This is a genomic window from Streptomyces sp. NPDC001714, assembly GCF_042892755.1.
Lineage (GTDB): Bacteria > Actinomycetota > Actinomycetes > Streptomycetales > Streptomycetaceae > Streptomyces.
Genome location: NZ_JBIAUL010000014.1, coordinates 119,650 through 145,178 on the forward strand (window position 1 = coordinate 119,650; position 25,529 = coordinate 145,178).

General features: G+C 72.3%; 21 protein-coding genes and 1 pseudogene. 7 read left to right on the forward strand and 15 right to left on the reverse strand.

Going from position 1 to position 25,529, the window contains the following annotated elements:
• Window positions 1-216 precede the first annotated feature (216 nt).
• From ACFY0P_RS32550 to ACFY0P_RS32580, 7 genes are all read right to left on the reverse strand, one after another.
• On the reverse strand, window positions 217-996 hold the full coding sequence (locus ACFY0P_RS32550) for an ABC transporter ATP-binding protein (RefSeq protein ID WP_388921133.1): 780 nt from the start codon (window positions 994-996) through the stop codon (window positions 217-219).
• Window positions 989-1,918: an ABC transporter permease gene (locus ACFY0P_RS32555; RefSeq protein WP_388921136.1), complete on the reverse strand. Its 930-nt coding sequence runs from the start codon at window positions 1,916-1,918 to the stop codon at window positions 989-991. The genes ACFY0P_RS32550 and ACFY0P_RS32555 overlap by 8 nt, the downstream gene beginning before the upstream one ends.
• A gap of 221 nt (window positions 1,919-2,139) precedes the next feature.
• Complete coding sequence (locus tag ACFY0P_RS32560; protein WP_388921634.1) at window positions 2,140-3,012, reverse strand: glycosyltransferase family 2 protein; 873 nt, start codon at window positions 3,010-3,012, stop codon at window positions 2,140-2,142.
• 8 nt (window positions 3,013-3,020) lie between these two features.
• On the reverse strand, window positions 3,021-3,800 hold the full coding sequence (locus ACFY0P_RS32565; RefSeq protein WP_388921139.1) for a CDP-alcohol phosphatidyltransferase family protein: 780 nt from the start codon (window positions 3,798-3,800) through the stop codon (window positions 3,021-3,023).
• A complete protein-coding gene (locus ACFY0P_RS32570) occupies window positions 3,778-4,839 on the reverse strand; it encodes an iron-containing alcohol dehydrogenase family protein (protein ID WP_388921142.1) in 1,062 nt (353 codons plus the stop codon). Before ACFY0P_RS32570 ends, ACFY0P_RS32565 begins: the two co-directional genes overlap by 23 nt.
• The gene (locus ACFY0P_RS32575) at window positions 4,827-5,579 is read right to left on the reverse strand and encodes a sugar phosphate nucleotidyltransferase (RefSeq protein WP_388921145.1); all 753 of its coding nucleotides are present in this window, start codon (window positions 5,577-5,579) and stop codon (window positions 4,827-4,829) included. Before ACFY0P_RS32575 ends, ACFY0P_RS32570 begins: the two co-directional genes overlap by 13 nt.
• Window positions 5,576-7,342, reverse strand: coding sequence for a DUF5941 domain-containing protein (locus ACFY0P_RS32580; protein WP_388921148.1), 1,767 nt, complete (start codon window positions 7,340-7,342; stop codon window positions 5,576-5,578). Before ACFY0P_RS32580 ends, ACFY0P_RS32575 begins: the two co-directional genes overlap by 4 nt.
• A 442-nt stretch (window positions 7,343-7,784) precedes the next feature.
• On the opposite strand from ACFY0P_RS32580, the pseudogene ACFY0P_RS32585 reads away from it, so the two are divergent.
• Both ACFY0P_RS32585 and idi read left to right on the forward strand, forming a co-directional pair.
• A pseudogene (locus tag ACFY0P_RS32585) lies at window positions 7,785-7,889 on the forward strand (cation transporter); the annotation flags it as partial.
• A 204-nt stretch (window positions 7,890-8,093) separates the two neighbouring features.
• Complete coding sequence (idi, locus tag ACFY0P_RS32590; RefSeq protein ID WP_388921151.1) at window positions 8,094-8,687, forward strand: isopentenyl-diphosphate Delta-isomerase; 594 nt, start codon at window positions 8,094-8,096, stop codon at window positions 8,685-8,687.
• A gap of 27 nt (window positions 8,688-8,714) precedes the next feature.
• Here idi and ACFY0P_RS32595 read toward each other — a convergent pair whose 3' ends face one another.
• Complete coding sequence (locus ACFY0P_RS32595; RefSeq protein WP_388921637.1) at window positions 8,715-9,209, reverse strand: ATP-binding protein; 495 nt, start codon at window positions 9,207-9,209, stop codon at window positions 8,715-8,717.
• A gap of 266 nt (window positions 9,210-9,475) precedes the next feature.
• Between ACFY0P_RS32595 and ACFY0P_RS32600 the strand changes: the two genes are divergently transcribed.
• Window positions 9,476-10,231 (forward strand): enoyl-CoA hydratase/isomerase family protein, encoded by a 756-nt coding sequence (locus ACFY0P_RS32600; protein ID WP_388921154.1) that lies wholly within the window; start codon window positions 9,476-9,478, stop codon window positions 10,229-10,231.
• Here the strand turns inward: ACFY0P_RS32600 and ACFY0P_RS32605 are convergent.
• Together ACFY0P_RS32605 and ACFY0P_RS32610 are read right to left on the reverse strand one after the other, a co-directional pair.
• On the reverse strand, window positions 10,203-10,853 hold the full coding sequence (locus ACFY0P_RS32605) for a DJ-1/PfpI family protein (RefSeq protein WP_388921157.1): 651 nt from the start codon (window positions 10,851-10,853) through the stop codon (window positions 10,203-10,205). The genes ACFY0P_RS32600 and ACFY0P_RS32605 overlap by 29 nt on opposite strands.
• 7 nt (window positions 10,854-10,860) lie before the next feature.
• Window positions 10,861-11,829 (reverse strand): GlxA family transcriptional regulator, encoded by a 969-nt coding sequence (locus tag ACFY0P_RS32610; protein WP_388921160.1) that lies wholly within the window; start codon window positions 11,827-11,829, stop codon window positions 10,861-10,863.
• Window positions 11,830-11,965: 136 nt separating this feature from the next.
• On the opposite strand from ACFY0P_RS32610, the gene ACFY0P_RS32615 reads away from it, so the two are divergent.
• From ACFY0P_RS32615 to ACFY0P_RS32625, 3 genes are all read left to right on the forward strand, one after another.
• Window positions 11,966-12,835 (forward strand): hypothetical protein, encoded by an 870-nt coding sequence (locus tag ACFY0P_RS32615; protein ID WP_388921163.1) that lies wholly within the window; start codon window positions 11,966-11,968, stop codon window positions 12,833-12,835.
• A gap of 192 nt (window positions 12,836-13,027) precedes the next feature.
• Window positions 13,028-15,406 (forward strand): Tex family protein, encoded by a 2,379-nt coding sequence (locus ACFY0P_RS32620; RefSeq protein ID WP_388921166.1) that lies wholly within the window; start codon window positions 13,028-13,030, stop codon window positions 15,404-15,406.
• A gap of 181 nt (window positions 15,407-15,587) precedes the next feature.
• The gene (locus tag ACFY0P_RS32625; protein ID WP_388921170.1) at window positions 15,588-16,181 is read left to right on the forward strand and encodes a DinB family protein; all 594 of its coding nucleotides are present in this window, start codon (window positions 15,588-15,590) and stop codon (window positions 16,179-16,181) included.
• A gap of 162 nt (window positions 16,182-16,343) precedes the next feature.
• Here ACFY0P_RS32625 and ACFY0P_RS32630 read toward each other — a convergent pair whose 3' ends face one another.
• From ACFY0P_RS32630 to ACFY0P_RS32645, 4 genes are all read right to left on the reverse strand, one after another.
• Entirely contained in the window at window positions 16,344-18,860 is a 2,517-nt protein-coding gene (locus tag ACFY0P_RS32630; protein WP_388921173.1) for a flippase-like domain-containing protein, read from the reverse strand.
• Between the two features lie 151 nt (window positions 18,861-19,011).
• On the reverse strand, window positions 19,012-19,488 hold the full coding sequence (locus tag ACFY0P_RS32635; protein ID WP_388921176.1) for a DUF1003 domain-containing protein: 477 nt from the start codon (window positions 19,486-19,488) through the stop codon (window positions 19,012-19,014).
• Between the two features lie 186 nt (window positions 19,489-19,674).
• Entirely contained in the window at window positions 19,675-21,315 is a 1,641-nt protein-coding gene (locus ACFY0P_RS32640; protein WP_388921179.1) for an ABC-F family ATP-binding cassette domain-containing protein, read from the reverse strand.
• 56 nt (window positions 21,316-21,371) lie between these two features.
• Complete coding sequence (locus ACFY0P_RS32645) at window positions 21,372-22,394, reverse strand: oxidoreductase (protein ID WP_388921182.1); 1,023 nt, start codon at window positions 22,392-22,394, stop codon at window positions 21,372-21,374.
• 65 nt (window positions 22,395-22,459) lie between these two features.
• Here ACFY0P_RS32645 and ACFY0P_RS32650 point away from each other — a divergent pair, with 65 nt between their 5' ends.
• The gene (locus ACFY0P_RS32650) at window positions 22,460-23,404 is read left to right on the forward strand and encodes an FAD-dependent oxidoreductase (RefSeq protein WP_388921185.1); all 945 of its coding nucleotides are present in this window, start codon (window positions 22,460-22,462) and stop codon (window positions 23,402-23,404) included.
• A gap of 4 nt (window positions 23,405-23,408) precedes the next feature.
• Here ACFY0P_RS32650 and ACFY0P_RS32655 read toward each other — a convergent pair whose 3' ends face one another.
• Entirely contained in the window at window positions 23,409-25,361 is a 1,953-nt protein-coding gene (locus ACFY0P_RS32655) for a Xaa-Pro dipeptidyl-peptidase (RefSeq protein ID WP_388921188.1), read from the reverse strand.
• Window positions 25,362-25,529: the final 168 nt, after the last annotated feature.

Sequence of the window (25,529 nt, forward strand, 5' to 3'; positions counted from 1 at the left end):
CCGGCAGAGGGTGTCGCGCATTATCGCCCCACTTGCCGCTTTCCGGGACCGGTACAGCTTACGTTGTACAACGCATCGAGGTTCGTCGGGGTGTCCCGCAGATCACAACAACACACCGATTGGCGTCAAGATTCCTAAGGCGAGCCCGAGTTGACGTTTCCTTTGCAGACGCGGGCCCCGCCGGAAAGGTTCCGGCGGGGCCTGGGCCGGCCGGGGCTACTTGCCCGTGAACTTCTCGTACTCCTTGAGCACCTCTTCGGTCGGGCCGTCCATGCGCAGCTCACCGCGCTCCAGCCACAGGACCCGGTCGCAGGTGTCGCGGATCGACTTGTTGTTGTGACTGACCAGAAACACCGTGCCGGCGTGCTCGCGCAGTTCGCGGATCCGGTCCTCGGAGCGCTTGCGGAAGGCCGCGTCACCGGTGGCCAGCGCCTCGTCGATCATGAGGACGTCGTGGTCCTTGGCGGCGGCGATGGAGAAGCGGAGCCGGGCCGCCATGCCCGAGGAGTAGGTGCGCATCGGGAGGGTGATGAAGTCGCCCTTGTCGTTGATGCCGGAGAACTCGACGATCTCCTGGTAGCGGGCCTTGATCTCCTCGCGGGACATGCCCATGGCGAGCCCGCCCAGGATGACGTTGCGCTCACCCGTGAGGTCGTTCATCAGGGCCGCGTTGACGCCGAGCAGCGAGGGCTGGCCGTTGGTGTAGACCCTGCCCTTCTCGGCGGGCAGCAGGCCGGCGATGGCGCGCAGCAGGGTGGACTTGCCGGAGCCGTTGGAGCCGATCAGGCCGATGGCCTCGCCGCGGTAGGCGACGAAGGAGACACCGCGGACGGCGTGCACCTTGCGGACGCCCCGCTCGTCGCCGCGCTTGAAGATCCGGCTGAGGGCGGCCGTCGCGCTGCCCTTGCCGGTCTTGGCGCCGTTGACGCGGTAGACGATGTGCACGTCCTCCGCGATGACGGTGGGGATCCGCTCCCCTATGGTCTGCTCAGCCACGGCCGTACCGCTCCTCAGCCTTCCAGAAGTACACGAAACCGCCGGCGAACACGACCACGGCCCAGGACAGGGCGACGGCCCAGACGTGCGGCGGGAGGTTCGAGGCGCCGTAGCCGTCGATGAGGGCGAAGCGCATCAGGTCCATGAAGACGGTGGCGGGGTTGACCTGGAGGAGCGTGCGCGCCCACTCCGGCCGGCCCTCCATCATCTTGGTGATCGAGAACATCACACCGGACATGTACATCCAGGTGCGCAGCATGAACGGCAGCAGCTGGGCGAGGTCCGGCGTCTTGGCGCCCAGCCGGGCCACGATCAGGGCCAGGCCGGTGTTGAAGAGGAAGAGCAGGAACAGGATCGGGACGACCAGTACCCAGGACAGGCCCGGGCGGCTGCCGAACCCGACCACCACGGCGACCATGACGATCATCGAGAACAGCAGCTGCTGGAGCTGCTGGAGCGCGAAGGAGATCGGCAGCGAGGCGCGCGGGAAGTGCAGCGCGCGCACCAGACCGAGGTTGCCCGAGATCGCCCGCACGCCCGTCATGATCGAGCTCTGGGTGAACGTGAAGGTGAACACGCCGGTGACCAGGAACGGGATGTAGATGTCCTGCGACATGCCCCGGCTGGCGTGCAGGATGACGCCGAAGATGAAGTAGTACACGGCCGCGTTCAGCAGCGGCGTGGCCACCTGCCAGAGCTGGCCGAGCTTGGCCTGGCTGTACTGGGCCGTGAGCTTCGCCTGCGAGAAGGCCAGGATGAAGTGGCGCCGCCCCCAGAGCCGGCGTACGTACTCGACGAGCGAGGGGCGTGCGCCGCTCACCGTGAGCCCGTACCTGGCGGCGAGCTGCGCCGCCGTGAGGCCCTCGTCGGGGGACGGCACCGCGGTCACCGCGATCCCGCCGTCATGCGTTGTCTCACTCAAGGGTGGAAGCCTTCGTCTTCGGATCCGTCATCGCACCCGTCCTCGGATCCGCCTTCGGATCCGCCTTCGGATGCGTCTTACGTTCGCCTTACGGAATTGTGCTATTAGGCGCGACACGTCTCCGCCATCAGACACATTCCCGGGGGCGTCCGCGCGCCATGCGCGGCCGTTCCCGTGGCGTGTCCGCACGCCGTACACGCGGACACGCACCTTCGAGCTTGTCAGATCACCGGGGGACGGCCCAGTCGCGTGAGTTTCCACACGGTCCGCCAGCGCATCGGCCGGCGGGGTCCGCACGGGGTGGTCCAGCCCTCCCGGAAGCCGGCGAACCAGGCGTGCAGGGCCGGACGGGAGGGGCGGCGCACCAGGGTCAGCAGCATCCACACCCCGAGGTAGACCGGGACCAGGAGGGCGGGCAGGTTCCGGCGGGCCAGCCAGACCCGGTTGCGGGCCACCATCCGGTGGTAGACCGCGTGCCGGGAGGGGGCGGTGGTGGGGTGGTTGAGGACCATGTCGGAGCGGTAGTCGATCATCCAGCCGGCGTCCAGGGCCCGCCAGGCCAGGTCGGTCTCCTCATGGGCGTAGAAGAACTCGTCCGGCAGGCCGCCGACCTCGGCGAGGACCTGGGTGCGGACGGCGTTGGCGCCGCCGAGGAAGGTGGTGACCCGGGAGGAGCGCATCGGGTCGGAGGCCCGGAGCCTCGGCACGTGCCGGCGCTGGGTCTGCCCGGTGTCCGGGTCGGCGATGCGGAAGCTGATGATGCCGAGCCGCGGGTCGGTGGCGAAGGCCTGGCGGCACAGCTCGGCGGTGTCGTGCTCGGCGAGCAGGCCGTCGTCGTCGAGGAAGAGCAGTATGTCGACGTCGCGGCCGCTCGGGCCGAAGGCCTCTATGCCGACGTTGCGGCCGCCGGGAATCCCGAGGTTCTCGGGCAGCTCCAGGGTGCGGACGCCGTCCGGGACGTCCGGGACGGGCGAGCCGTTGCCGACGACGACCACCTCGACCCGGTCGCCGTCCTGCTTGGCGACCGAGTCGAGGAGGGCGCGCAGTTCGTCGGGGCGGTTGCCCATGGTGATGACGACCGCGCCGACCTTCAGCCCGGCGCTCACCGCAGCCTGCTCGACGCGAGGACCGAGACCAGGTGCAGCAGGGTCTGGAGCAGCGCGATGCCGGCCAGCACGGCGGTGCCGAGCCGGGTCCAGAAGAGGTCGCCGTGGAAGTGGTCGGCTACCGCGAGCAGCAGGATCAGCAGGGAGGCCTCGATACCGAGGATCAGCCGGTGGAACCGGAACAGGGCGGCGGCCCGGCGGGCCAGCGCCATCCCGGAGGACCGCATCTCGGCGGCGGCCTCCTTGACCACCGGAAGCCCGGCCTGGTGGCGGGCCACGCCGACCAGGTCGGTCTCGGCCTTGATCAGGATGGCGCCGAGCGCGGCCAGGGTGCCGAGGAAGGCCCACAGCCAGTCGATACGGCCGCTGCCGAACAGGTCCGCGGCGCGCAGTCCGAGGCCCACCAGGACGGCGGCGTCGGTGAGGTAGGCACCGACCCGGTCCAGGTAGACGCCGCCCAGCGAGTACTGCTGCTTCCAGCGGGCGACCTCGCCGTCGACGCAGTCGAGCAGCAGGTACATCTGGACGCAGACGACGCCGAGCACCGCGCCCGTGATGCCCGGCACCAGCAGGGCCGGGCAGGCGAGCACGCCGAAGACGGTCATCAGGTACGTGAGCTGGTTGGGCGTGACCCTGGTGTTCACCAGGTAGCGGTCGACCCGCAGGGACACCTCACGCATGTAGAGGCGCCCCATCCAGTGCTCACCGCTGCGCCGGTCCTTGACCCCCACGGGGTGGACGACCGGACGGAGTTCAGCTACCGATGGCCTTGACATAGTCGACGTAGAAGTCCTTGATCTGGTGGGTCTTGAGGTCGAGGTGTTCGAGGATGGTGTAGCGGCCGGGCCGGGTCTCCGGAGCGAACTCCACGACCCGGACGAACTCGTCCACGGTGAAGCCGATCTCCTCCGGCAGCACCGGCAGTCCGTGCCGGCGCAGCACATCGGCCATGTACATGGACTCCTCGTGGGCTCCGCGCAGGTACATCGCGAAGGCCGCGCCGAGTCCGCACTGCTCGCCGTGGCTGGCGGCACGCCTCGGGAAGAGCAGGTCGAAGGCGTGGTTGATCTCGTGGCAGGCGCCGGAGGACGGGCGGGAGTCGCCCGACACCGACATGGCGATACCGCTGAGCACCAGCGCCTCGGCGAGGACCTGGAGGAAGTCGTTCCCGCCGATGCCGCCGGGGTGGCGCAGCACCGCCTCGCCGGCCTGCCGGGCCATGGCGGCCGCCAGGCCGTCGATCTTCTCTCCGGTGACGCGGTGGGACAGCTCCCAGTCCGCGATCGCGGAGATGTTGGAGACGGCGTCGCCGATGCCCGAGCGCACGAAGCGCGCCGGGGCCTCGCGGATGACGTCGAGGTCGATGACGACCGCGATCGGGTTCGGTACGCCGTAGGAACCGCGGCCCGCGTCGTTGTCGAGGGTGGCGACGGGCGAGCACAGGCCGTCGTGCGCGAGGTTCGTCGGCACGGCGACCAGCGGCAGGCCCACCCGGGCCGCCGCGAACTTGGCGCAGTCGATGATCTTGCCGCCGCCGAGGCCGACGACCGCGTCGTAGTGACCGGCCTTGATGTCGCCGGCCAGCCGGATCGCGTCGTCGAGGGTGCCGCCGCCGACCTCGTACCAGGTGGCGCCCGGCAGGCTCGGCGCGACGCGCTCCCGCAGTTTCGAGCCGGAGCCGCCGCTGACGGCGACGGCGAGCCGGCCGGAGTGCGAGATGCGTTCGTCGGCGAGCACCCCTGCGAGGTCGTCGAGGGCACCCGGGCGGATGTCGACGACGACCGGCGAGGGGATCAGCCGGGTCAGTACTGGCACGCGATCTCCCGTCCCCGGGCGAGGTCGTCGTGGTTGTCGATCTCGACCCACGGGACGTCGCCGATGGGCGCGACGTCGATGCGGAAGCCTCGGTCGACCAGTTCCTGGTAGCCGTGCTCGTAGAACTGCTGCGGGTCGGTCTCCCAGACCGCCTTCAGCGCGTCGGCGAGCTCGGGGGCGGCGTCGCCCTCGATGAGGGTGACGCCGATGTACTCGCCGGTGGCCTCGGCCGGGTCCATCAGCTTGGTGATCTTCGTCATGCCCTCGTCGGCGCCGACGACGACCTTCATCTCCTCGTCCGCGAGGGACTTGACCGTGTCGAGCGCGAGGATGATCTTCTTGCCGTCGCCGCGCGCGGCGAGCAGCGTCTTCTCGACGGAGACCGGGTGCACGGTGTCGCCGTTGGCGAGGATCACGCCGTCCTTGAGGGCGTCACGGCCGCACCACAGGGAGTAGGCGTTGTTCCACTCCTCGGCCTTGTCGTTGTCGATGAGGGTGAGCGTGAGGCCGTACTTGGCCTCCAGGGCCGCCTTGCGCTCGTAGACGGCCTCCTTGCGGTAGCCGACGATGATCGCGACCTCGGTCAGGCCGATCTCGGCGAAGTTGCCGAGGGTCAGGTCGAGCACCGTGATCGAGTCCTCTATCCCGGCAGGCCCCACCGGCACCAGCGCCTTGGGCAGGCTGTCGGTGTAGGGGCGCAGACGCCGGCCGGCGCCGGCCGCCAGCACGAGGCCGATCATGCGGGTTCTCCTTCGTCGTGTACGGCGGGCGCCCCTGCGGACACCCAGAAGCGGATGCTCTCGACGAGCACCAGCCCGGCCACGACCACGGCGAGAACCGTGAGCGCGGCCTTGAACTGTGCGGCGGTGAGCACCGCGGCCAGGACGGTGACGAGCAGCGTCCGCCCCTCCTGCCCCCCGATGGCACGTACCAGCCAGGCCGGCGGCGCCCCGGCGTCGCCGCGGATGCGGTACACCGTGTCGTAGTGATGGTAGGCGACGGCGGCCACCAGTCCGAAAGCCGCAGGGAGGGCTCCGTTCACCCCGGATTTGCTTGCGAGGACGAGTACGGTCCCGTATTCGGCGGCCCGGAAGAGGGGCGGGACCAGCCAGTCGAGGGCGCCCTTGAGGGGCCGGGCCAGGGCCTGGCCGGAGGCGAGGGCGTAGACGACGGCACCCGCGACCGGGGCCCAGGTCACACCGGAGAAGAGGGAGACGGTGAGAACCGCCACGCCGGCGAGGGCCACCGGGAACGGGGAGCCGAGCGGGGTGCGCAGGGTGCGGGACACGAACCCTGCGAGCGGACCGTTGTCCGCCAGGTCCGCCAGCGCCTTCGCCGCCCGGTCGGTTCGCTTCGCCCTGCGGGTCAGCGACCGCAGGACCCGGCCGGCCGTGGTGTAGGTGGCCGCGAAGGCACAGCCGATCAGCAGCACGTAGAAGGTGATCCGCGGAGTGGTGGCGGCCGTGAGGACGGCTATCAGTGCCCATCGTTCGCCGATGGGCAGGACTATCATCCGGCGCACCCAGACCGTCCAGCCGACGCTGTCGAGCCTGCCGGAGAGCGCGGCGGTGGGGCTGGTGTTGGCGGTGGCGTCGTGGTTGGCCTCGTTGAAGGAGAAGTCGACCACGTGCCGGCAGGTCTGCAGGATCATCGCGCCCAGGGCGAGCGCCCACACGTCGTCGCCGCCCCGTGCGGCACCCAGGGCGAGGCCGGCGTAGTAGGCGTACTCCTTGGCCCGGTCGAAGGTGGCGTCCAGCCAGGCGCCGAGCGTGGAGTACTGCAGGGAGTAGCGGGCGAGCTGCCCGTCGGTGCAGTCCAGGACGAACGAGCAGATCAGCAGGGCGCCGGCGGCGACGAACCCGATCCGCGTGCCCGTGGCCGCGCAGGCCGCCGCGATCAGGGCGGTGAGCAGCGAGGCGGTGGTGACCTGGTTGGGGGTCAGTCCGCGCCGGGCGCACCAGCGGGCGATGTACCTGGAGTACGGGCTGATGAAGAAGGTGGTGAAGAAACCGTCCCGGGACTTCACGGCCGACTTGAGGCGTACGGCCTCGTCGTCGACGGCGGCGACGGCCTGCCGTGCCTCGTTGCGGGCCTGCGGGTCGGCGGGGACGACGGCGACCAGGCTGCCCAGCTCGGGATGGCGGACGTCGGCGTCCAGGGCGGTGACCAGGCCGTCGACGGCGAGGGCGGTGCCGCCGCCCGCGGCTGCCTCCCGGGCCAGCGCCCGGGCCAGGGCCGGCCGGGCGGCCGGCTGGGCGGTGACGGCGCCGGGAATCGCGGCGAGCGGGAAGCGGGGGTCGGTGAGGCCGAGACGCAGGGCGTGCACGTGGCCGACGAAGCGTGCGTCGACCAGGGCCACCCGGTCACCGGCGGGTACGGCCGTGAGCAGGGCCTCGGCCTCGGCGGTGTCCGACGCCGCCCGCACCTCGAAGCCGAGCGCCCGCAGATCGCTCTCCAGTGACGATCCGGGGACCGGCGGACCGGTGACGATGGCGGTCGACAACCGAACTCACTCCCTGGGTACGGCGCACGGGCGCCGGTCTCTCCTGCGTGGTGGGGCGGGGTGTGCCTGGTGGCCCCCGGACGGCATTCGGCAGAGGTTATCGGATGGTGAGGACTGCTTGTTCACCGGCCGTTCACGGCACGGTCGGCCCGCTCTGCCCCGGCCTTTGCCGAGATCATCATCCGTGATCCGGGCCCCGCCCCACAAATGGCGCTCGCAGAACGGACATTGAGGACACCGTTGCACGGCGGACCGGTCGGCCACCCGCGCGACCCGGCCCCGCACGCTGGGTAACCGAGGGTGCCCTGACCTGGAGTTCGTCTCCGCAGGTCAGGGCATATGACAACGATGTTCGGCGCCGCGTTGCCGGATCCCTCCCACCCGTAGTTCACTGTTGATCCGCGGCCGAACACAGGAGGCGTATCTCATGGGGCAGGGCACGCACGTGGTGTTCCGCTCGGACGTGCTGAGCGCCATCGGGCACGAGAAGCTGCTGCACGAGCTGCCGGGCGGGCACGCGGAGCACGAGGCCCGGCTCTGCCACTGACCCCGCCGCACCCGGGGTCCCGGAACGCAGCGCTCCGCACTCCCCCGGCGTCCTTGTGTTCGAGACCCCCGGACGGTTCCCTCGCGCACCCGTAGGGCACGATCAAGTACCGGGTCCCTCTTCCGGCGTGCCCGTGCCGGGAAGTGCCGGGAGTGTCGGATTCGTACGGCAGACTTGGTGCGAAGACCGAGGCGAAGGATGGGTATGCCGATCACACCTGCCACCGCGACGCACAGCACGTCGGAAGGGACCGCAGACGCGATTTTCCTTGAACTCGTCGACGAGAAGGGTGTGACCATCGGCACCGCGGAGAAGCTGGCCGCGCATCAGCCGCCCGGGCAGCTGCACCGGGCGTTCTCCGTCTTCCTCTTCGACGAACACGGCAGGCTGCTGCTGCAGCAGCGGGCCCTGGGCAAGTACCACTCCCCCGGCGTGTGGTCCAACACCTGCTGCGGTCACCCCTACCCCGGCGAGGCGCCCTTCGCGGCGGCGGCCCGGCGGACCTTCGAGGAGCTGGGGGTCTCCCCGTCGCTGCTCGCCGAGGCGGGCACGGTCCGCTACAACCACCCGGACCCGGCCTCCGGCCTGGTCGAGCAGGAGTTCAACCACCTGTTCGTCGGCATGGTGCAGGCGCCGCTCGCGCCGGACCCCGAGGAGGTCGAGGCGACCGCCTTCGTGACGGCAGCCGAGCTGACCGAGCGGCACGCCCAGGACACCTTCTCGTCCTGGTTCATGACCGTGCTGGACGCGGCCCGCCCGGCGGTCAGGGAGCTGACGGGCCCGTCCGCCGGCTGGTGAGAATCCTCACGGGATCTTCGCGAGGCCTCACGGCAGCGTCGCGGGTTTGAGCGGCAGGGCGGCCCAGATCACCTTGCCGCCGCTCGACGTGTGCTCCACGTCCACGACCCCGCCCGCCTCCCGCGCCACCTCCCGCACCAGCAGCAGCCCCCGGCCGCCGAGCTGCCCGTGGTCGGCCTCCAGGGCGGTCGGGCGGTAGGGGTGGTTGTCCTCCACCGACACCCGCACCCATTCGGCGCCGACGGCGACCTCGACGGCCAGCACCGGCGACAGCAGCGCCGCGTGCTTGACCGCGTTGGTGACCAGCTCGGAGACGATCAGCAACAGCCCGTACACCAGGTCCTCCGAGACCGGGACGCCCTGGCGCTGGAGCAGGTCCCGTACGGCGCGCCGCGCCTGCGGGACCGAGGCGTCCACGGCTGCGGCGGTGAACCGCCAGACTCCTTCGTACGGCAGCGGATCCGGCGGCGGAGCGCCGCCTCCCTCTGGACGCGGGTCGTGCCCGCGCCCGTGGTTCTCCATCGTCCGGTCGCCACCCTCACGCTCGATTGTCACCACACGTCGAGTGTTGGTAACGACCCGCTCCGCTCCGCATGACTGAACACAAGTCAGCGAATATCGAGCGGATCTGACCGTTGGCGTATGACAAGGTCAGTTGTGGAACGACTCTTGCCCTCCTCAATGCCGACTTCGCGAACTATTCGGGTTGTACGGGTATGAGAACTTTCCGTGGGATACGGCGGCAGCCCCCGCGGGCACGGCCGCCGCGCGCCTATAGCATCCCGCCCATGGAGCCCCGCCTCACCCACCAGGTCAAAGACGCCGTCGCCACCGTGGTCATCGCCAACCCGGCCAAACGCAACGCGATGACCGCGGAGATGTGGCGCGCCCTCCCGCCGCTCCTCGACGGCCTGGCGGCCGACCCCGCCGTGCGGGCCCTGGTCCTCACCGGCGCGGGCGGCACCTTCTGCGCCGGCGCCGACATCTCCACCCTCCGGGGCTCCCCCGCCGAGGCGCAGACCCTCGCCGTCGCCGCCGAGGAGGCGCTCGCCGCGTTCCCGAAGCCGACCCTCGCCGCGGTGCGCGGCCACTGTGTCGGCGGCGGCTCGCAGCTCGCCGCCGCCTGCGACCTGCGGTTCGCCGAGGACGGCGCGCTGTTCGGGGTGACTCCGGCCAAGCTCGGCATCGTCTACCCGGCCGCCTCCACCCGCCGCCTGGTGTCCCTCGTCGGCCCGGCCGCCACCAAGTACCTCCTGTTCTCCGGCGAGTTGATCGACGCGGAGCGGGCGCTGCGCACCGGCCTGGTCGACGAGGTGCTGCCGGAGGGCGAACTGGACAAGCGGGTGGCCGAGTTCACCCGGATCCTGGCCGCCCGCTCGCAGCTGACGCAGGCCGCCGCGAAGGAGTTCGCGAGCGGCCGCACGGACCGGGACGCGCACTGGGCGGAGCAGGCGCGCGGCAGCGGCGACACCGCCGAGGGCGTCGCCGCGTTCCTGGAGCGTCGTCAGCCGCGGTTCACGTGGGCAGTTCCGCCCCGAGGATGAACCGGCTCATCGAGCGGAGCAGGTCGACGACCTCGGCGGGCGCCTTCTGCGGGGAGCCCGCGTCGTAGGGCGGCTGCGGGTCGTACTCGATCCCGAGCTGTACGGCCTGGGCGACGGCGTCCCCGGAGATCCGGCCGATCAGGGTGAGACCCATGTCGATGCCGGCGGAGACGCCGGCCGCGGTGACGTACTTGCCGTCGGTGACCACCCGCTCCCCCGTCGGCTCGGCGCCGAACCCGCGCAGTTCGTCGAGGGCCAGCCAGTGCGAGGTGGCGCTGCGCCCTTCGAGGAGGCCGGCGGCGGCGAGCAGCAGGGAGCCGGTGCACACGGAGGTCGTCCAGGTGCTGGTGGCGTCCGCGGCGCGGATCCAGTCGAGGAGGGCCCGGTTCGTCATCTGCGCCGACTGGCCCGGGCCGCCCGGGACGACCACGACATCGGGGTGCGGCACCTCGGCGAGGGTCTTCCCGGCGGTCAGGGCGAGGTTCCCGTTGTCGGTGCGGACGGGGCCGGCCTCCTCGGCGACGAAGACGATCTCGGAGTCCGGGATCCGGCCCAGGGTCTCGTACGGCCCCACGGCGTCGAGGGCGGTGAAGCGGTCGTAGAGGGCGATCGCGATCTGCATGGCTCTCCTAACGGGGTCGGCGGACGGGGGCCGGGCTGAACCTGCGCCGGTATTCGGCGGGAGTGGTGCCGAGGGCCCTGAGGAAGGCGCGGCGCATCGCCTCGGGGGTGCCGTAGCCGCTGCCGCGGGAGATCTCCTCGACGCCGTCGCCGGTGTCCTCCAGGAGCCGGCGGGCGTGTTCCAGCCGGACCTGGTCGACGTAGCGGCCGGGTGTCGTCCCGGTCTCGGCCTGGAAAGCGCGGGCGAAGTGGCGGGGCGAGAGCGCGGCGCGGGCGGCCAGCGCCGCTACGCTCAGGTCGTCGTCCGGGTGCTCGGTGATCCACTGCTGCACGTCCCGGAGCGGCGCGCGCTGTGCGGTCTGGGCGGCGAGCTGGGCGCTGAACTGGGCCTGGTTGCCGGGCCTGCGCAGGAACACCACCAGGTGCCGGGCGACGGTGAGCGCGACGTCCCGGCCGAGGTCCTCCTCGACGAGCGCCAGCGCCAGGTCGATGCCCGAGGTGACACCCGCCGAGGTGGCGACGTGACCGTCCCGGACGTAGATCGGATCGGGGTCGACGTCGACGTCGGGATGGTCGCGGGCCAGCTTGGCGCAGTACGCCCAGTGGGTGGTCGCCCGGTGGCCGTCCAGGAGCCCGGCCGCGGCGAGCAGGACGGCGCCGGTGCAGACGGAGACCAGCCGCCCGGCGCGTGGCCCGTGCGCCCGCAGCCACGCCACCAGCTCCGGGTCGGGCCGCCGGGTGCCCCGGCCGCCGGGGACGAGGAGGGTGTGCGGGTCGGACGCGTCGGCCAGGGCCTGGTCCGGTACGACGGTCAGCCCGCTGGAGGTGCGCACGGGAGCGCCGTCCAGGGAGGCGGTACGGATCCGGTAGCTGCCCGGGGTGTGGGTGTCGGCGCCCGTGAAGACCTCCACGGGACCGGTGACGTCGAGGCTCTGGACGCCGTCGAAGAGGAGGACGAGAACGGTTCGCTGCGCCATGCCGTCGATTCTTGGCCGGTCCGGTGATGGCCGCAATGACGAGCAGCCCACCTTTCCTGCCATGCGGACGGAGTACGGGGCCGGCATCGCGCCGGACACTGGAAGTCCGTACCAACCAGTAAGTAGCGTGCCGCCCATGACAACCGCCGCCCTGGAGCCGCGCGCCGGCCGCCGCTGCCACACCCTGCTCAACTCCCTGCACGCGACCCACTTCTTCAGCCCCGAGCTGGCCGAGGAACTGGCCGCGCTCGGGGTCACCCATCCGCGGGCCGTCAACTTCGCGGTGCGGGCGGCCGCGTTGGGGCCGGTCGGGGCCGGCACGGTGACGGCGACGTTCTACAACTACAAGTACGAGCTGGTGGCCCGGCATGTGCCGGCGGTCTGGGAGACCGCGTCCCCGAAGGACGTCCTCGCCGCACGCGCGCGTGCCGTCGACGCGTCGATGCGGCGGCTGCTCGGCGCGGACGCGGTGGTCTCGGCGGGGATGGCCGAGGCCGCGCGGCTCGCGCTGCGCGCCACCGAGGCCTGCTCGCGCTCCGGCCGCCCGCTGTACGCCGCCCACGCGGACCTGCCCGTGCCTCAGGAGCCCCACCTCGCCTACTGGTACGCGGGCACGCTGCTGCGTGAGCACCGCGGCGACGGGCACCTCGCGGTGCTGCTGGCGGCCGGTCTCGACGGGCTGGAGGCGGTGGTGACGCACACGGCGACCGGCAAGGGCATGGCCCCGAAGTGGGTGTTCGCCACGCGCGGCTGGAGCCAGGACGACTGGGACGCGGCGGTGGAACGGCTGCGGGAGCGCGGGCTGCTCGACGCGGCGGGCGAGCTGACCGGGGCGGGGACGGCCCTGCGGGCGGAGATCGAGGCGGAGACGGACCGGCTGGACCGGGCACCGTACGAGCACCTGGGGGCCGACGGGGTGGCCCGGCTGACGGAACTGGCGGCGGGCTTCGCGAGGGCGGCGGTGGCCGCGGGGGCGTTTCCCGCGGATCTTCTCGGCAAGGGGTGACGCGGCCGGGGGCCGGGCGGGCCCCGGGGAGTGGCCTTCGGGCGCGGAATCACCCAGGTGTGCGACGAATTCCCCGGGTGTGCGACGGATTCGTCGAGAGTCCGTGTCGCGGAACGGCGCCCTGGGGCCCGGTTGTCGGTGTCACCTGCCACAATTGCGGCGCAACCTCAGTGGAGAAGGCGGTACGGGATCGTGACGACACCCGGGTCCCTGGTTCCAGGGTCCATCGAAGGCAGGATCGCCGAGGAGCTCGGCGTACGGGAGCGGCAGGTCAAGGCTGCCGTGGAGCTGCTCGACGGCGGTTCGACGGTGCCCTTCATCGCCCGCTACCGCAAGGAAGCGACCGAGATGCTCGACGACGCGCAGCTGCGCACGCTCGAGGAGCGGCTGCGCTACCTGCGGGAGCTGGAGGAGCGGCGGACGGCGATCCTGGAGTCGGTGCGGGAGCAGGGCAAGCTCACCGACGAGCTGGAGGCGCAGATCCGGGGCGCCGAGACCAAGGCGCGGCTCGAGGACATCTACCTGCCGTACAAGCCGAAGCGGCGGACCAAGGCGCAGATCGCGCGGGAGGCAGGTCTCGAACCGCTGGCCGAGGGGCTGCTCGGGGACCCAGGGGTGGAGCCGCTGGCGGCGGCCGCCGCCTTCGTCGACGCCGACAAGGGTGTCGCCGATCCGCAGGCCGCCCTGGACGGTGCCCGCGCGATCCTCACCGAGCGGTTCTCGGAGGACGCCGACCTGATCGGCGAGCTGCGCGAGCGCATGTGGGTGCGCGGCCGGCTGGCCGCCAAGGTGCGGGACGGCAAGGAGGAGGCGGGCGCGAAGTTCGCCGACTACTTCGAGTTCGCCGAGCCGTTCACCGAGCTGCCCTCGCACCGCATCCTGGCGATGCTGCGCGGCGAGAAGGAGGAGGTCCTCGACCTCGTCCTGGAGCCGGAGGAGCCGACCGAGGGCCCGTCCTCGTTCGAGGGGATCGTCGCCCACAGGTTCGGGATCGCCGACCGGGGCCGGCCGGCCGACAAGTGGCTGTCGGACACGGTCCGCTGGGCCTGGCGCACCCGCATCCTCGTCCACCTCGGCATCGACCTGCGGCTGCGGCTGCGGACGGCAGCCGAGGACGAGGCGGTCAACGTGTTCGCGGCGAACCTGCGCGACCTGCTCCTCGCCGCGCCCGCCGGCACGCGCGCGACGCTGGGCCTGGACCCCGGTTTCCGGACCGGCGTGAAGGTCGCCGTCGTCGACGCCACGGGCAAGGTGGTCGCCACCGACGTCATCTACCCGCACGTCCCGGCCAACAAGTGGGACGAGGCGATCGCCAAGCTGGCCCGGCTCGCCAAGGAGCACGCGGTCGACCTGATCGCGATCGGCAACGGCACGGCGTCCCGCGAGACCGACAAGCTCGCCGGCGAACTCATCACCAAGCACCCGGAACTGAAACTCACCAAGGTGATGGTGTCCGAGGCCGGCGCGTCCGTGTACTCGGCCTCCGCCTTCGCCTCCCAGGAGCTGCCCGACATGGACGTGTCGCTGCGCGGCGCGGTCTCCATCGCGCGCCGGCTCCAGGACCCGCTGGCCGAGCTGGTGAAGATCGACCCCAAGTCGATCGGCGTCGGCCAGTACCAGCACGACCTGTCCGAGGTGAAGCTGTCGCGCTCGCTGGACGCGGTGGTCGAGGACTGTGTGAACGGCGTCGGTGTCGACGTCAACACCGCCTCCGCGCCCCTGCTCGCCCGGGTCTCCGGCATCACTTCCGGACTCGCCGAGAACATCGTGGCGCACCGCGACGCCAACGGCCCGTTCACCTCCCGCGGCCAGCTGAAGAACGTGGCCCGGCTCGGCCCGAAGGCGTACGAGCAGTGCGCGGGCTTCCTGCGCATCCGCGGCGGCGACGACCCGCTGGACGCGTCGAGTGTCCACCCCGAGGCGTACCCCGTCGTACGGCGGATGGTGAAGACGTCGGGCCAGGAGGTGGCCGCGCTCATCGGCAACACGGGTGCGCTGCGCTCGCTGCGGCCGTCGGACTTCGTGGACGAGACGTTCGGTCTGCCGACCGTCACCGACATCCTCAAGGAGCTGGAGAAGCCGGGGCGCGACCCGCGTCCGGCCTTCAAGACGGCCACCTTCAAGGAGGGCGTCGAGAAGATCTCGGACCTGTCCTCCGGGATGGTCCTGGAGGGGGTCGTGACGAACGTGGCGGCGTTCGGCGCCTTCGTCGACGTCGGTGTCCACCAGGACGGCCTGGTCCATGTCTCCGCGATGTCCAAGACGTTCGTCAAGGACCCGCGGGACGTGGTGAAGCCCGGTGACATCGTCAAGGTGAAGGTCCTCGACGTGGACATCCCGCGCAAGCGGATCTCGCTGACGCTGCGGCTGGACGACGAAGCCGCGCCGGCCGCCGGCGGTGAGCGCCGACAGCAGCAGCGGAGTGGCAACGGGCGTCCGCCGCAGCAGCGACAGCAGCAGCGGCAGGGTGGCGGCGCCCGTCAGGCGTCCGCGCCGGCGCCTGCGAACAGTGCGATGGCCGATGCTCTGCGCCGGGCCGGGTTGCTGGGCGGGAAGGACGGCAAGCGCTGACGGCGCCTTCCGGGGGTAGCGGGGAGCTGCCGGTCCGTCGTGGCGGGTCGCGCAGTTCCTCCCCCAGCCTTCGGCCGGGGGTGCCCCCAGCGCCCCTGGGGGCGCGTTTCGCCTGCCGGTGTGTTCCGGTGAGTGCGCCGAATTCGGTGGACGAAGATCCGTCGGTCCGGAGACTGGTCCCATGACTGGACCAGACTTCAAGGCCGATCTCCAGACCTATCTCCAGGACGCCCGTGACGTGCTGTTGTGGAAGCTGGAGGGGCTGTCCGAGTACGACATCCGGCGGCCTCTGACCCCCACCGGTACGAATCTGCTGGGTCTGGTCAAGCATCTCGCCGGTGCCGAGGCCTGGTATTTCGGGGCGACGTTCGGGCGGCCCTTCGACGGGGCACCGAGGCTGTGGTTCACCGGAGACACGGAACCCAACGGAGATCTGTGGGCGCGGGCCGACGAGACGCGTGCGGCGACAGTCGACGTGTACCGGCGAGTCTGGAGCCACTCGGACGAGACGATCGCCGCCCTGCCCCTCGACGCGGTCGGGCACCTTCCCGTCGACCCGCCGAAGGAGATCACCCTCCACCGCGTCCTCACCCATATGGTCGCCGAGACCCAACGGCACGCCGGTCACGCCGACATCGTCCGCGAGCTCGTCGACGGGGCGACGGGTCAGCGGGCGAACGGTGCCAACATGGCGCCCGGCGACGCGGCGGCCTGGGCCGGGCACCGGGACCGGGTGGAGCGGGCGGCGAAGGAAGCCGGGCGGGGCGGTCGGTGAACGAGAGGCGAAAGGGCCATGCCAACGCGGCGTCGTACCTGTGCGCGCCCCATGACCGTGCACGTCGGTCCGAGCCTCTCCCCTTGCGACGGAAAGCTGGTCGTCACCGCCTTGGGCGCCGCTGCCTGACCCGAACCGCAACCCGGCTCCGGACCTTGCCTGTCAGACGTATCCGCGACGCTGTACGAAACCGAGCGCGAGCGCGCCCAGCGGCACGTTCAGCCAGAACGTGAGCAGCCGGTAGACCAGGACCGCCGAGGTGGCCGGGCCCGCCGGTACGCCGAGGGCGGTCAGGCCCGCGATGAGGCCCGCTTCCAGCGCGCCGAGCCCGCCCGGGACCGGGGCCGCGTTGGCGAGCAGGCGGGCCGCCATGAACGCGGCGCCGAGCTGGACGAAGGGGAGGTCGCCGCCGAGCGCGTGGAGGCTGAGGGCGAGCCCGACGATCTGGACGAGGGGCAGCCCGAGCATGCCGACGACCCCCAGGGACAGCTTGGCGGGGTCGGCGGCGATCCCGGTGAGGGTCGTGCCCGCCGCGCGCAGGAACGGCCACACCTTCGCGCGCAGGAAGCGGCGGCCGGGCGGGGTCAGGCCGAGCAGCCCTCCGGCGGCCAGGACGAGGACGATCGCGGGCAGGGTGTACTTGCCGACGGGCAGGTCCAGGTGGACTCCGCCGTGGTGCTGTCCGGCCGCGGCGAAGAACACGGTGGCGACCACCACGTTGGAGACCGCGCCGGCCAGGCTCTGCAGCCCGACGGAGGCGGTCGCCGCACCGGTCTCGACCCCCGTCTTCTGCAGGTAGCGCAGGTTCAGCGCCATGCCGCCGACGTTGCCCGGGGTGATCCGGTTCAGGAAGGAGCTGGCGAACTGCACCTGGTAGGTGGCCCGGAACGGCAGCCGCCCGGGGATGGTGCCCAGTTGCAGACAGGTCGAGAAGCCCTGCGAGACGAAGGTGACGGGCACGACCGCGAGCAGCCACCACCAGTCGGCGTCGCGCAGCGCACGGAGTGCGGCCGGGGCGTTGGCGAGCTGCGGCAGCACGAGGTGGACCACCAGGAAGGCGCCGGCCAGGCCCAGGACGCTCTTCCAGGTGAACCGGGCGAGTGGGGCGGGTTTGGCGGCCGGCGCGTCACATGCGCGGCGCACCTCTGCGGCCAGGTCGTGCATGAGGTTCGGCCGGCCGCCGGGGCGCAGCGTGCGGCGCCGGGTGCCCGCCGTGGCCTCCCGGGCGCGGGCCTGGTCGTAGCGGGCCACCTCGCGGCGGGCGGGGCCGAGCAGGGCCAGCGGCTGCAGGTACGGCAGGGCGCTCGCCAGCCGTTCGGGGCCGAGGCCGGTCAGGGCGCAGGCGGTGGCGCGGGCCGGTCCGACGCGTACTGCGGTGGTGGCGAGCAGCTCGGCGAGGTCGCTGCCCAGTGCCTCGGGCGGCGCGTTGAGCTGGGCCTGCGCGAACGCGGTGAGCCGGGGGCCGCCGTCCGCTGCGACCAGGATGTGCTCGGGGCGCAGCGCCCGGTGTGCGAGTCGGTGCTCGTGGATGTGGGCCACGGCCGCCCATGCCGCGCCCAGCAGCGTGTCGGTCAGCTCCTCGTCGGGGAGCGCGGACAGCGGGCGGGCGCCGTGCCCGACCGTCACCAGGACCGCGCCGCCCCCGGTCACCGGGTAGGCGATGACGGGGTCGGCGACCCGGGCGCCGGTACGGGCGGCGAAGACCAGCATGAGCAGTTCGTGCTCGGCGGCTCCGAGGGGGGTCCGCTCGCCGGGGTCGGCCGGGTGGCGCAGCAGGACGCGCCGGGCGAGCCGGTGGAACAGGTCACGGCCCCGTTCCTCGGCGGCGAGGGCCCGTACGGTCAGCTGCGCGCCCTCGGCGGTCTCGGCGTCGTAGAGGACGCCCTCGCCGGGGAGTTGGCGGGCCGCCGGCAGCTCGCGGAGGGTTGCGAGGGGGATCCCGCAGGCGACGAGGGCGTCGGCGACGGCCTGGGCCGGCGGGCGGTCGGGCGGGCCGCCGGCCATGAGGAGGACGGCCGATCCCGCGGCGCCGCCGACGACGAGGGCGCCGAACGCGTCCAGCGGGACGAGCGAGGCGCCCAGCGCGCCGAGCGTGGCGCAGCCGGCGGTCAGTGCCCACAACGTCCGCCGCCACGGCCGGGCCAGCCAGGGGCCCGCGGCGACGACCGCGGACGCGCAGGCCGCCAGGTACACCGCCGACGGCCAGCCGGCGTGCACCAGTCCGCCACGGCCGACGAGCACCTCCGGCCACAGCTCGGGTCGGCTCTCGGCCAGCGCGAGACGGGTGAGCGTCCAGCCGACGGCCGCGCCCAGGGCCGCGGCGGGCAGCACCCTCGACACCGCGTCGAACCGGCGCCGCACGAAGAGGACCACCAGGGCGGCCGGCGGTGCGAGCATGGCGACCGCCTGCACCGTGCCGACCAGTGCGTCCCGCAGGGCCGGCGGCAGGGCGGTGGCCGCGGTGAGCAGGCCCTGCTGCGCCCTGCGGGCGAAGTCCCGGGTGGCGACCGCCACCAGCACCGTCAGCGCGAGGGCGGCCAGGGAGACCAGCAGTCGCAGCAGGTCGGCCGCGCGCCGCACGTCCTGGGGCGGCGGGGCCTCGACGGTGGGCGCCGCCCCGCCTGCCCCGGCGTCCCCGACGAGGTCGGAGGAGAGCAGCATGCCGTGCCGGTCGGTCATGTCCCACTCCCGGCGAGGCTGCGAGGACGGCCCATGCGCGCGCTCCTTCGGGCACAGGTCCGGCTCGCCCGGACGTCGGCCCATGGTTCCATGCGGCCGGAGTTCCGCGCCTGAGTCGAATGACTGGGGGCAGCCGCAACCCGCCGACGGATCATGTCTCCTTCGGAGGCTGGGCGGTGCCGTTCATCCGGGCGCGGTTCTCCGCGAGCAGTTCCTGGACGCGCTTCTCGACCTCCACGGGGTCGATGCCGAGGGCCCGGCCCATGTGGATGGACCACACCTCCGAGCGCACGTTGGTCTCGAAGTCCAGGTCGGCGCGGACGTTCTCGCGGGCGGCCTGGCGGTTCTGGCTCACCATCACGAAGGTGGACAGGAAGATCGCCTCCAGGCTGACGATCATGGTGAGCAGGCCGAAGGGGAACGGGTCCCAGATCGCGCCCTCGCCGAACACGCCCTCGTTGCAGACGATCCAGACCGCGAACCACAGGGCGTGCAGGTAGACGAACGTCATGGTGCCGGCGAAGGCCGTGATCGCGTCCGCGATGCGGTCCTGGGTGCCGCGCAGCTGGGCGAGGACGTCCTGTTCGTTCGCGATCCGAAGGGCCGGCCGCTTCGGCGATGTGCTCATGGCCAATCTCCTGCCAGGTGTCCGACGATGATCGCAGCGTACGGTGGGGGGCCGACAGCGCCGAAGAGGGTGCCGGTTCGGGTCGTCGGGCGGCTGCGGGTGCGGTTGCTCGCGCAGTTCATCCCCCGGCCTCCGGCCGGGGGTACCCCCAGCGCCCCCGCAGGGGCGCTTCCCAGCAGAGGGTTGTCAGCGTTCGGTCACCTTGCCCGCCGCAACCTCCAGGCGGCGGGTGACTCGGACCCCGTCCAGCATGCGGCGGTCGTGGGTGACCAGGAGGAGGGTGCCCTCGTAGGTGTCGAGGGCGGACTCCAGCTGCTCGATCGCGGGCAGGTCGAGGTGGTTCGTCGGCTCGTCCAGGACGAGGAGGTTGACGCCCCGGCCCTGGAGGAGGGCCAGGGCGGCGCGGGTGCGTTCGCCCGGGGAGAGCGTGGCCGCCGACCGGAGTACGTGGTCCTGTTTGAGGCCGAACTTGGCCAGCAGGGTGCGGACTTCCACCGGTTCGGTGTCCGGGACGGCCGCGCAGAAGGCGTCCAGCAGGGACTCGGTGCCGTGGAAGAGCTTGCGGGCCTGGTCGACCTCGCCGACCACGACGCCGGGGCCCAGGGCGGCGTGTCCCGAGTCCAGCGGCACCCGGCCCAGCAGCGCGGCGAGCAGCGTCGACTTGCCCGCGCCGTTCGCGCCGGTCACCGCGACCCGGTCCGCCCAGTCGATCTGGAGGGAGACCGGGCCGAAGGTGAAGTCGCCGCGCCGTACCTCGGCGTCCCGCAGGGTGGCGACGACGGCGCCGGAGCGCGGGGCCGCCGCGATCTCCATGCGGAGCTCCCACTCCTTGCGGGGCTCCTCGACGGCCTCCAGGCGTTCGATCATGCGCTGGGTCTGCCGGGCCTTGGCGGCCTGCTTCTCGCTGGCCTCGCTGCGGAACTTGCGGCCGATCTTGTCGTTGTCGTTGGACGCCTTGCGCCGGGCGTTCTTGACGCCCTTGTCCATCCAGGAGCGCTGCATCTGTGCCCGGTCCTGGAGGGCGGCCCTCTTGTCGGCGTACTCCTCGTAGTCCTCGCGGGCGTGCCGGCGGGCCACGTCGCGTTCCTCCAGGTAGGCCTGGTAGCCGCCGCCGTAGAGGTGGATCTGCTGCTGGGCGAGGTCGAGTTCGAGGACCTTGGTGACCGTGCGGGTGAGGAACTCGCGGTCGTGGCTGACGACGACCGTGCCGGCGCGCAGGCCGGTCACGAACCGTTCGAGGCGTTCCAGGCCGTCCAGGTCGAGGTCGTTGGTGGGCTCGTCGAGGAGGAAGACGTCGTAGCGGGAGAGGAGGAGGGAGGCGAGGCCGGCGCGGGCGGCCTGGCCGCCGGAGAGGGCGGTCATCGGCTGGTCGAGGTCGACGGCCAGGCCGAGGGAGTCGGCGACCTCGTCGGCCCGCTCCTCCAGGTCGGCGCCGCCGAGGTCGAGCCAGCGCTCCAGGGCGGTGGCGTAGGCGTCGTCGGCGCCCGGTGCGCCGTCGACCAGGGCCTGGGTCGCCTCGTCCATCACGCGCTGCGCCTCGGCGACCCCGGTGCGCCGGGCCAGGAAGGCGCGGACGGTCTCGCCCGGCCGCCGCTCCGGCTCCTGGGGCAGGTGGCCGACGGTCGCGGTCGGCGGCGAGAGGCGCAGGTCGCCCTGCTCGGGGGCGGTGAGCCCGGCGAGCAGCCGGAGCAGGGTGGACTTGCCCGCGCCGTTGGCACCGACCAGACCGATCACGTCACCGGGTGCCACGACGAGGTCGAGCCCGGAGAAGAGCGAGCGGTCGCCGTGCCCGGCGGCGAGGTTCTTGGCGACGAGGGTGGCAGTCATCAGAACGCCGATCCTAATGCGCCGGGCAGCCCGCCCTCCGCCCTGTTTCCCCCCGGTCAGCGCTCCAGCGCCGCCACCAGCACGCTCCCGGAGGTGCGGGCCACGACGTAGGAGCCGCCCTTGGCCGCCCTGTCGTCCAGGGGGATGCGGTGGCGGCCGGGTTCCAGGACGCCGTCGAAGAGTTCGTGGGTGCGGGGGCGGGAGAGGCGGTCGAGGCGGTACGACGTGAGCCGTACCCGGCAGGGCGAGGCGACCTCGATGCCGGCGGTGCCGTCGGCGGCGGCCAGGCCGGCCAGCCGGCGTTGCGGGAGCGGGCTGCGGTCGAGGGCGTGTTCGATCTGGGCGACGAGGAGCGGGACGATCGGGGCGAGTCCGTCGACGTGGGCCACCTCCACGCCCGCCCGCTCGAACGCCTGGCGTACGGCGGTCCGCTCGGCCTCGCCGACCGCGGGGCCGAAGACGACGGCTGCGTAGCCGCGGAGTTCCTCGGCGGGGACGCCGTCGGCGTCGCGGGTGATGTCGGCGCCGATGCCGATGGTGCGCAGGGCGGCGGCCAGCTTGGCGAGGAGGGCGACGCGGGCGCCGATCAGCAGCACCCGGCGGCCGGGCGGTCGGCCGGAGTCCGCCAGGAGCGCGCCGAGGGCCTCACGGTACTCGGGGCCGTGGAAGCGGAACGGGCCGATGCCGTGGTAGCCGTTGAGCTCCAGGTCGGCGTGTTCGGAGGTCTGCCAGGCGAAGTCCCGCCAGATGTAGTCGTCGCCGTCGTGCTCGATGACCGCGGTGACCGCGCCGCAGGCCAGGTCCTCGCACTCGGGGCAGCCGTAGACGACGTACCGGCCGTCGGGCAGCGGGGCCTCGGACTCCAGTAAGAGGCTGCGGACCTGGGCGGTGAAGATCGCGGGCGGGATGTCGGAGGCGAGCGGGGAGACGGCGTCGAGGTCGGAGAGCTGGAGCAGCAGCGGGTGCCCGTCGACGACGAAGTCCACGAAGTCCCGGTGGAGCTGGTAGCCGCCGTCGGCGCGGACACCGCCGGCGCGCATCGCCGGGGCCAGGCCGAAGGTCGCGTATGCGGCAGACATGCTGTGAGTATCCCCAGAGCGGGACGATCTGAGCGCGGCATGACATATTCCGCTAACGTCACCGTGTGCAGCCTGAGCTGAGTGACGAGGTGATCGTGGTCGGCGGCGGGGTCGTCGGACTGACCACGGCGGTGGTGCTGGCCGAGGGCGGGCGCCGGGTGCGGGTGTGGGCCCGGGAGACCGGCGGGCGTACGACCTCGGCGGTCGCCGGCGCGCTGTGGTGGCCGTACCGCATCGAGCCCGAGGAGCTGGTCGGGGAGTGGGCGCTCGCCTCCCTTGTCGTGTACGAGGCGTTGGCGGCACGGCCGCAGGAGACGGGCGTACGCCTGGTCGAGGGCGTACACGACGGCCTGCGGCTGGACGGGCTGGGTGCGTGGGCGGCGGAGGTGCCGGGACTGGCCGAGACGAGTGCGGGTCTGGCGGCCCGCCTGCCGTTGATCGACATGCCGGTCCATCTGGCGTGGCTGCGCCGCCGGTTGGAGCGGGCGGGCGGGACGATCGAGGAGCGGGTGGTGGGCGCGCTGGGCGAGGTGCCCGCGCCGGTCGTGGTCAACTGCACGGGACTCGGGGCCCGTTCGCTGGTCCCCGATCCGGCCGTGCGGCCGGTGCGCGGGCAGCTGGTCGTGGTGGAGAACCCCGGGATCGACACCTGGTACACCTCCGAGGAGGTGGCGGGGGGCGCCTCCGCCTACTTCTTCCCGCAGCCCGGCGGGCTGCTGCTCGGGGGTACGGCGGAGGAGGACGCCTGGTCGCTGGAGCCGGATCCGGACGTCGCGGCCGGGATCGTGGCGCGCTGCGCGGCGGTCCGGCCGGAGATCGCCGGGGCTCGGGTGCTGGCGCACCGGGTGGGGCTGCGGCCGTACCGGACGGCGGTCCGGCTGAAGCACGAACTCCTGCCGGACGGGCGGGCATTGATCCACAACTACGGGCACGGCGGGGCCGGGGTCACGGTCGCCTGGGGATGTGCGCGAGAGGCGGCCGGGCTGGTGGATGCCGGCCCGGCCGCCTGAGCGGTCAGCCCGCGGGGACGCGCTGGACGGTGCGCGGGGCGCGGACCCCGTGCAGGGCCCTCGCCTCGGGGGCGGTCCACCGGGTGGCGGTCGCGCGGGTGAACGCGGCCGCGCCGCCGACCAGCGGAACCCTGGCCGTCGTACGGGACAGGTCCACGGTGAGCGTCGGGGTGGTGGACGGCGGATCGATGAGGTCCTTGTCCGTGCCCGCGACGATCAGCGCCAGACGGTGGCCCTTGGGTACGACGTGGTCGGTGGCCGCCAGGTCGAGGGTGATCGTGTAGGCCTTTCCGGGGGTGAGCGGGACGCCCTTGCCGGGGTCGGCGTAGGTGCCGAGGTCGGCCCAGCCGCGGCTGAAGACCGTGTAGTCGACGGCCTTGGTCTTCGCCGCCGTCTTCAGGAAGCAGGCACTGTCGCCGGCCGTGCTCTCGCCCCAGCAGGTGCGGTCGGTGAGGGTGGTGATGCCCTCGGCGCCGTCGGCGTAGTCCCGGACGGTGTCGGGGCCGAGGTCGACCAGGACGGCGGTCAGGTGGGCCGTCGAGGTGGTCGGGGTGGCGGTGACGGTCACCTTCGACGAGCCGGACAGCCGCAGGTCGTGGCCGAGCGGCGCGGTGAGGAAACCGGCCTTGTCCGAGGTGGGGGTGGCGAGCTGGGCGGCCCAGTCGGTCTCGCTCTGCTGCGGGTCGTCGGTGAACGTCTCGGTGCCGGATCCCTTGTGCAGGCCGAGGGTGCCGACGCCCGCCTGGGTGCCGGTGGCGGGGCGCAGGGTGGTGGTCCGCGTGCCGCGCGGCGGCCACACGGACGAGGTCACCCACTGGTCGGGGTGGCGCTCGATGTCGGCCATCGGCTCACGGTCGATGCCGTTGTCGTAGCCGAGCAACTCGTGGTCGAACCAGCGGTGCAGGGTGTCCACCCAGGCGCCGCGCCGGTAGTCGAAGGGGTCGACGTGCCCGGTCTGGGAGAGCCAGATCTTGCGCTCGACGCCATTCCTGGCGAGGGCGTCCCACCACTGGCCGAAGTGCTTGGTGCGGACGTTGAGGTCCTGCATGCCGTGCACGAGGAAGACGCTGGCCTTCACCTTGGACGCGTCCTTGACGTAGTCGCGCTCGGTCCACAGGCCGGTCCAGTCGCCGGTGCGCGGGGCGCCGTCGACCAGCTTCTGCTGGACGGCACCGCACTTGGCGTAGGCCGCGTCGCTCTCGACGGCGCCGGCCAGCCAGTCGGGTCCCGAGTCGTAGAGCGGGGCGCCCTGGGCGAAGTAGTAGTCGTACCAGGAGGAGATGGCGCTGATCGGGACGATCGTCTTGAGGCCCTTGACGCCGGTGGCGGCCACACCGTTGGCGATGGTGCCGTCCCAGCTCTTGCCGATCATGCCGGTCTTCCCGTTGGTCCAGCTCGCCTTGACGGTGGTGGTTCCGGTGCGGCTGCGGTACGCCTTGGCGCGGCCGTTCAGCCAGTCGACGACGGCCTTCGCGGACTGGATGTCGGAGCGGCCGCCGACGTCGACGCAGCCGTCGGAACGGTTGGTGCCGGCCAGGTCGACGCCTACGAAGGCGTAGCCGCGGGGGACGAAGTAGTTGTCGTAGAAGAGCGGCATCTGGACGACGTTCCCGCCCGCGTCGTACGTCTTCAGCTGGCTCTCGTTGCCGCGTCCGCAGCAGGAGTAGTAGGGGCTTGCGTCCATGATGACCGGCACCTTGCGGCCCTGCGCGGCGGGTTCGGACGGGCGGACGATGTCGGCGGCGACCCGGTCGGTCTTCCCGTCGCCGTCGGAGTCGAGGCCGGTGTCCACCCAGACGGACTCGCGGATGGCGTTCGCGTACGAGTAGACGGGTCGGCTCTCGCGCGGGGCGCCGGCGGCCTGGGCCGCGGCCGGGGTGAGGAAGGCGGCGATCAGGGCTGCGACGGCCGCGACGGCGAGCGGTCTCCAGATCGTGAAGCGCGTGCGTTTCGGCATGGGGCGGACGCTACCCGGGTCAACTCCCGTGCAGGAGGGGGCATCTGGGGGACCGTCAGGGAGAATTGCGGCCGAATGGCGATCGTGTGACAGCAGGTGCCATGGACAGGCGAGGGGGCACAGGGACTGAATAGGCTCCGAACAGTTTCGTGCTCCATCGACTTGGCG

Coding starts and splice junctions, on each gene's coding strand:
- ACFY0P_RS32625 (WP_388921170.1), top strand. CDS start 15,588: ATGACTGGACCAGACTTCAAGGCCGATCTCCAGACCTATCTCCAGGAC.
- ACFY0P_RS32640 (WP_388921179.1), bottom strand. CDS start 21,315: ATGACTGCCACCCTCGTCGCCAAGAACCTCGCCGCCGGGCACGGCGAC.
- ACFY0P_RS32635 (WP_388921176.1), bottom strand. CDS start 19,488: ATGAGCACATCGCCGAAGCGGCCGGCCCTTCGGATCGCGAACGAACAG.
- ACFY0P_RS32595 (WP_388921637.1), bottom strand. CDS start 9,209: ATGGAGAACCACGGGCGCGGGCACGACCCGCGTCCAGAGGGAGGCGGC.
- ACFY0P_RS32645 (WP_388921182.1), bottom strand. CDS start 22,394: ATGTCTGCCGCATACGCGACCTTCGGCCTGGCCCCGGCGATGCGCGCC.
- ACFY0P_RS32610 (WP_388921160.1), bottom strand. CDS start 11,829: ATGGCGCAGCGAACCGTTCTCGTCCTCCTCTTCGACGGCGTCCAGAGC.
- ACFY0P_RS32600 (WP_388921154.1), top strand. CDS start 9,476: ATGGAGCCCCGCCTCACCCACCAGGTCAAAGACGCCGTCGCCACCGTG.
- ACFY0P_RS32565 (WP_388921139.1), bottom strand. CDS start 3,800: ATGTCAAGGCCATCGGTAGCTGAACTCCGTCCGGTCGTCCACCCCGTG.
- ACFY0P_RS32575 (WP_388921145.1), bottom strand. CDS start 5,579: ATGATCGGCCTCGTGCTGGCGGCCGGCGCCGGCCGGCGTCTGCGCCCC.
- ACFY0P_RS32615 (WP_388921163.1), top strand. CDS start 11,966: ATGACAACCGCCGCCCTGGAGCCGCGCGCCGGCCGCCGCTGCCACACC.
- idi (WP_388921151.1), top strand. CDS start 8,094: ATGCCGATCACACCTGCCACCGCGACGCACAGCACGTCGGAAGGGACC.
- ACFY0P_RS32630 (WP_388921173.1), bottom strand. CDS start 18,860: ATGACCGACCGGCACGGCATGCTGCTCTCCTCCGACCTCGTCGGGGAC.
- ACFY0P_RS32605 (WP_388921157.1), bottom strand. CDS start 10,853: ATGCAGATCGCGATCGCCCTCTACGACCGCTTCACCGCCCTCGACGCC.
- ACFY0P_RS32655 (WP_388921188.1), bottom strand. CDS start 25,361: ATGCCGAAACGCACGCGCTTCACGATCTGGAGACCGCTCGCCGTCGCG.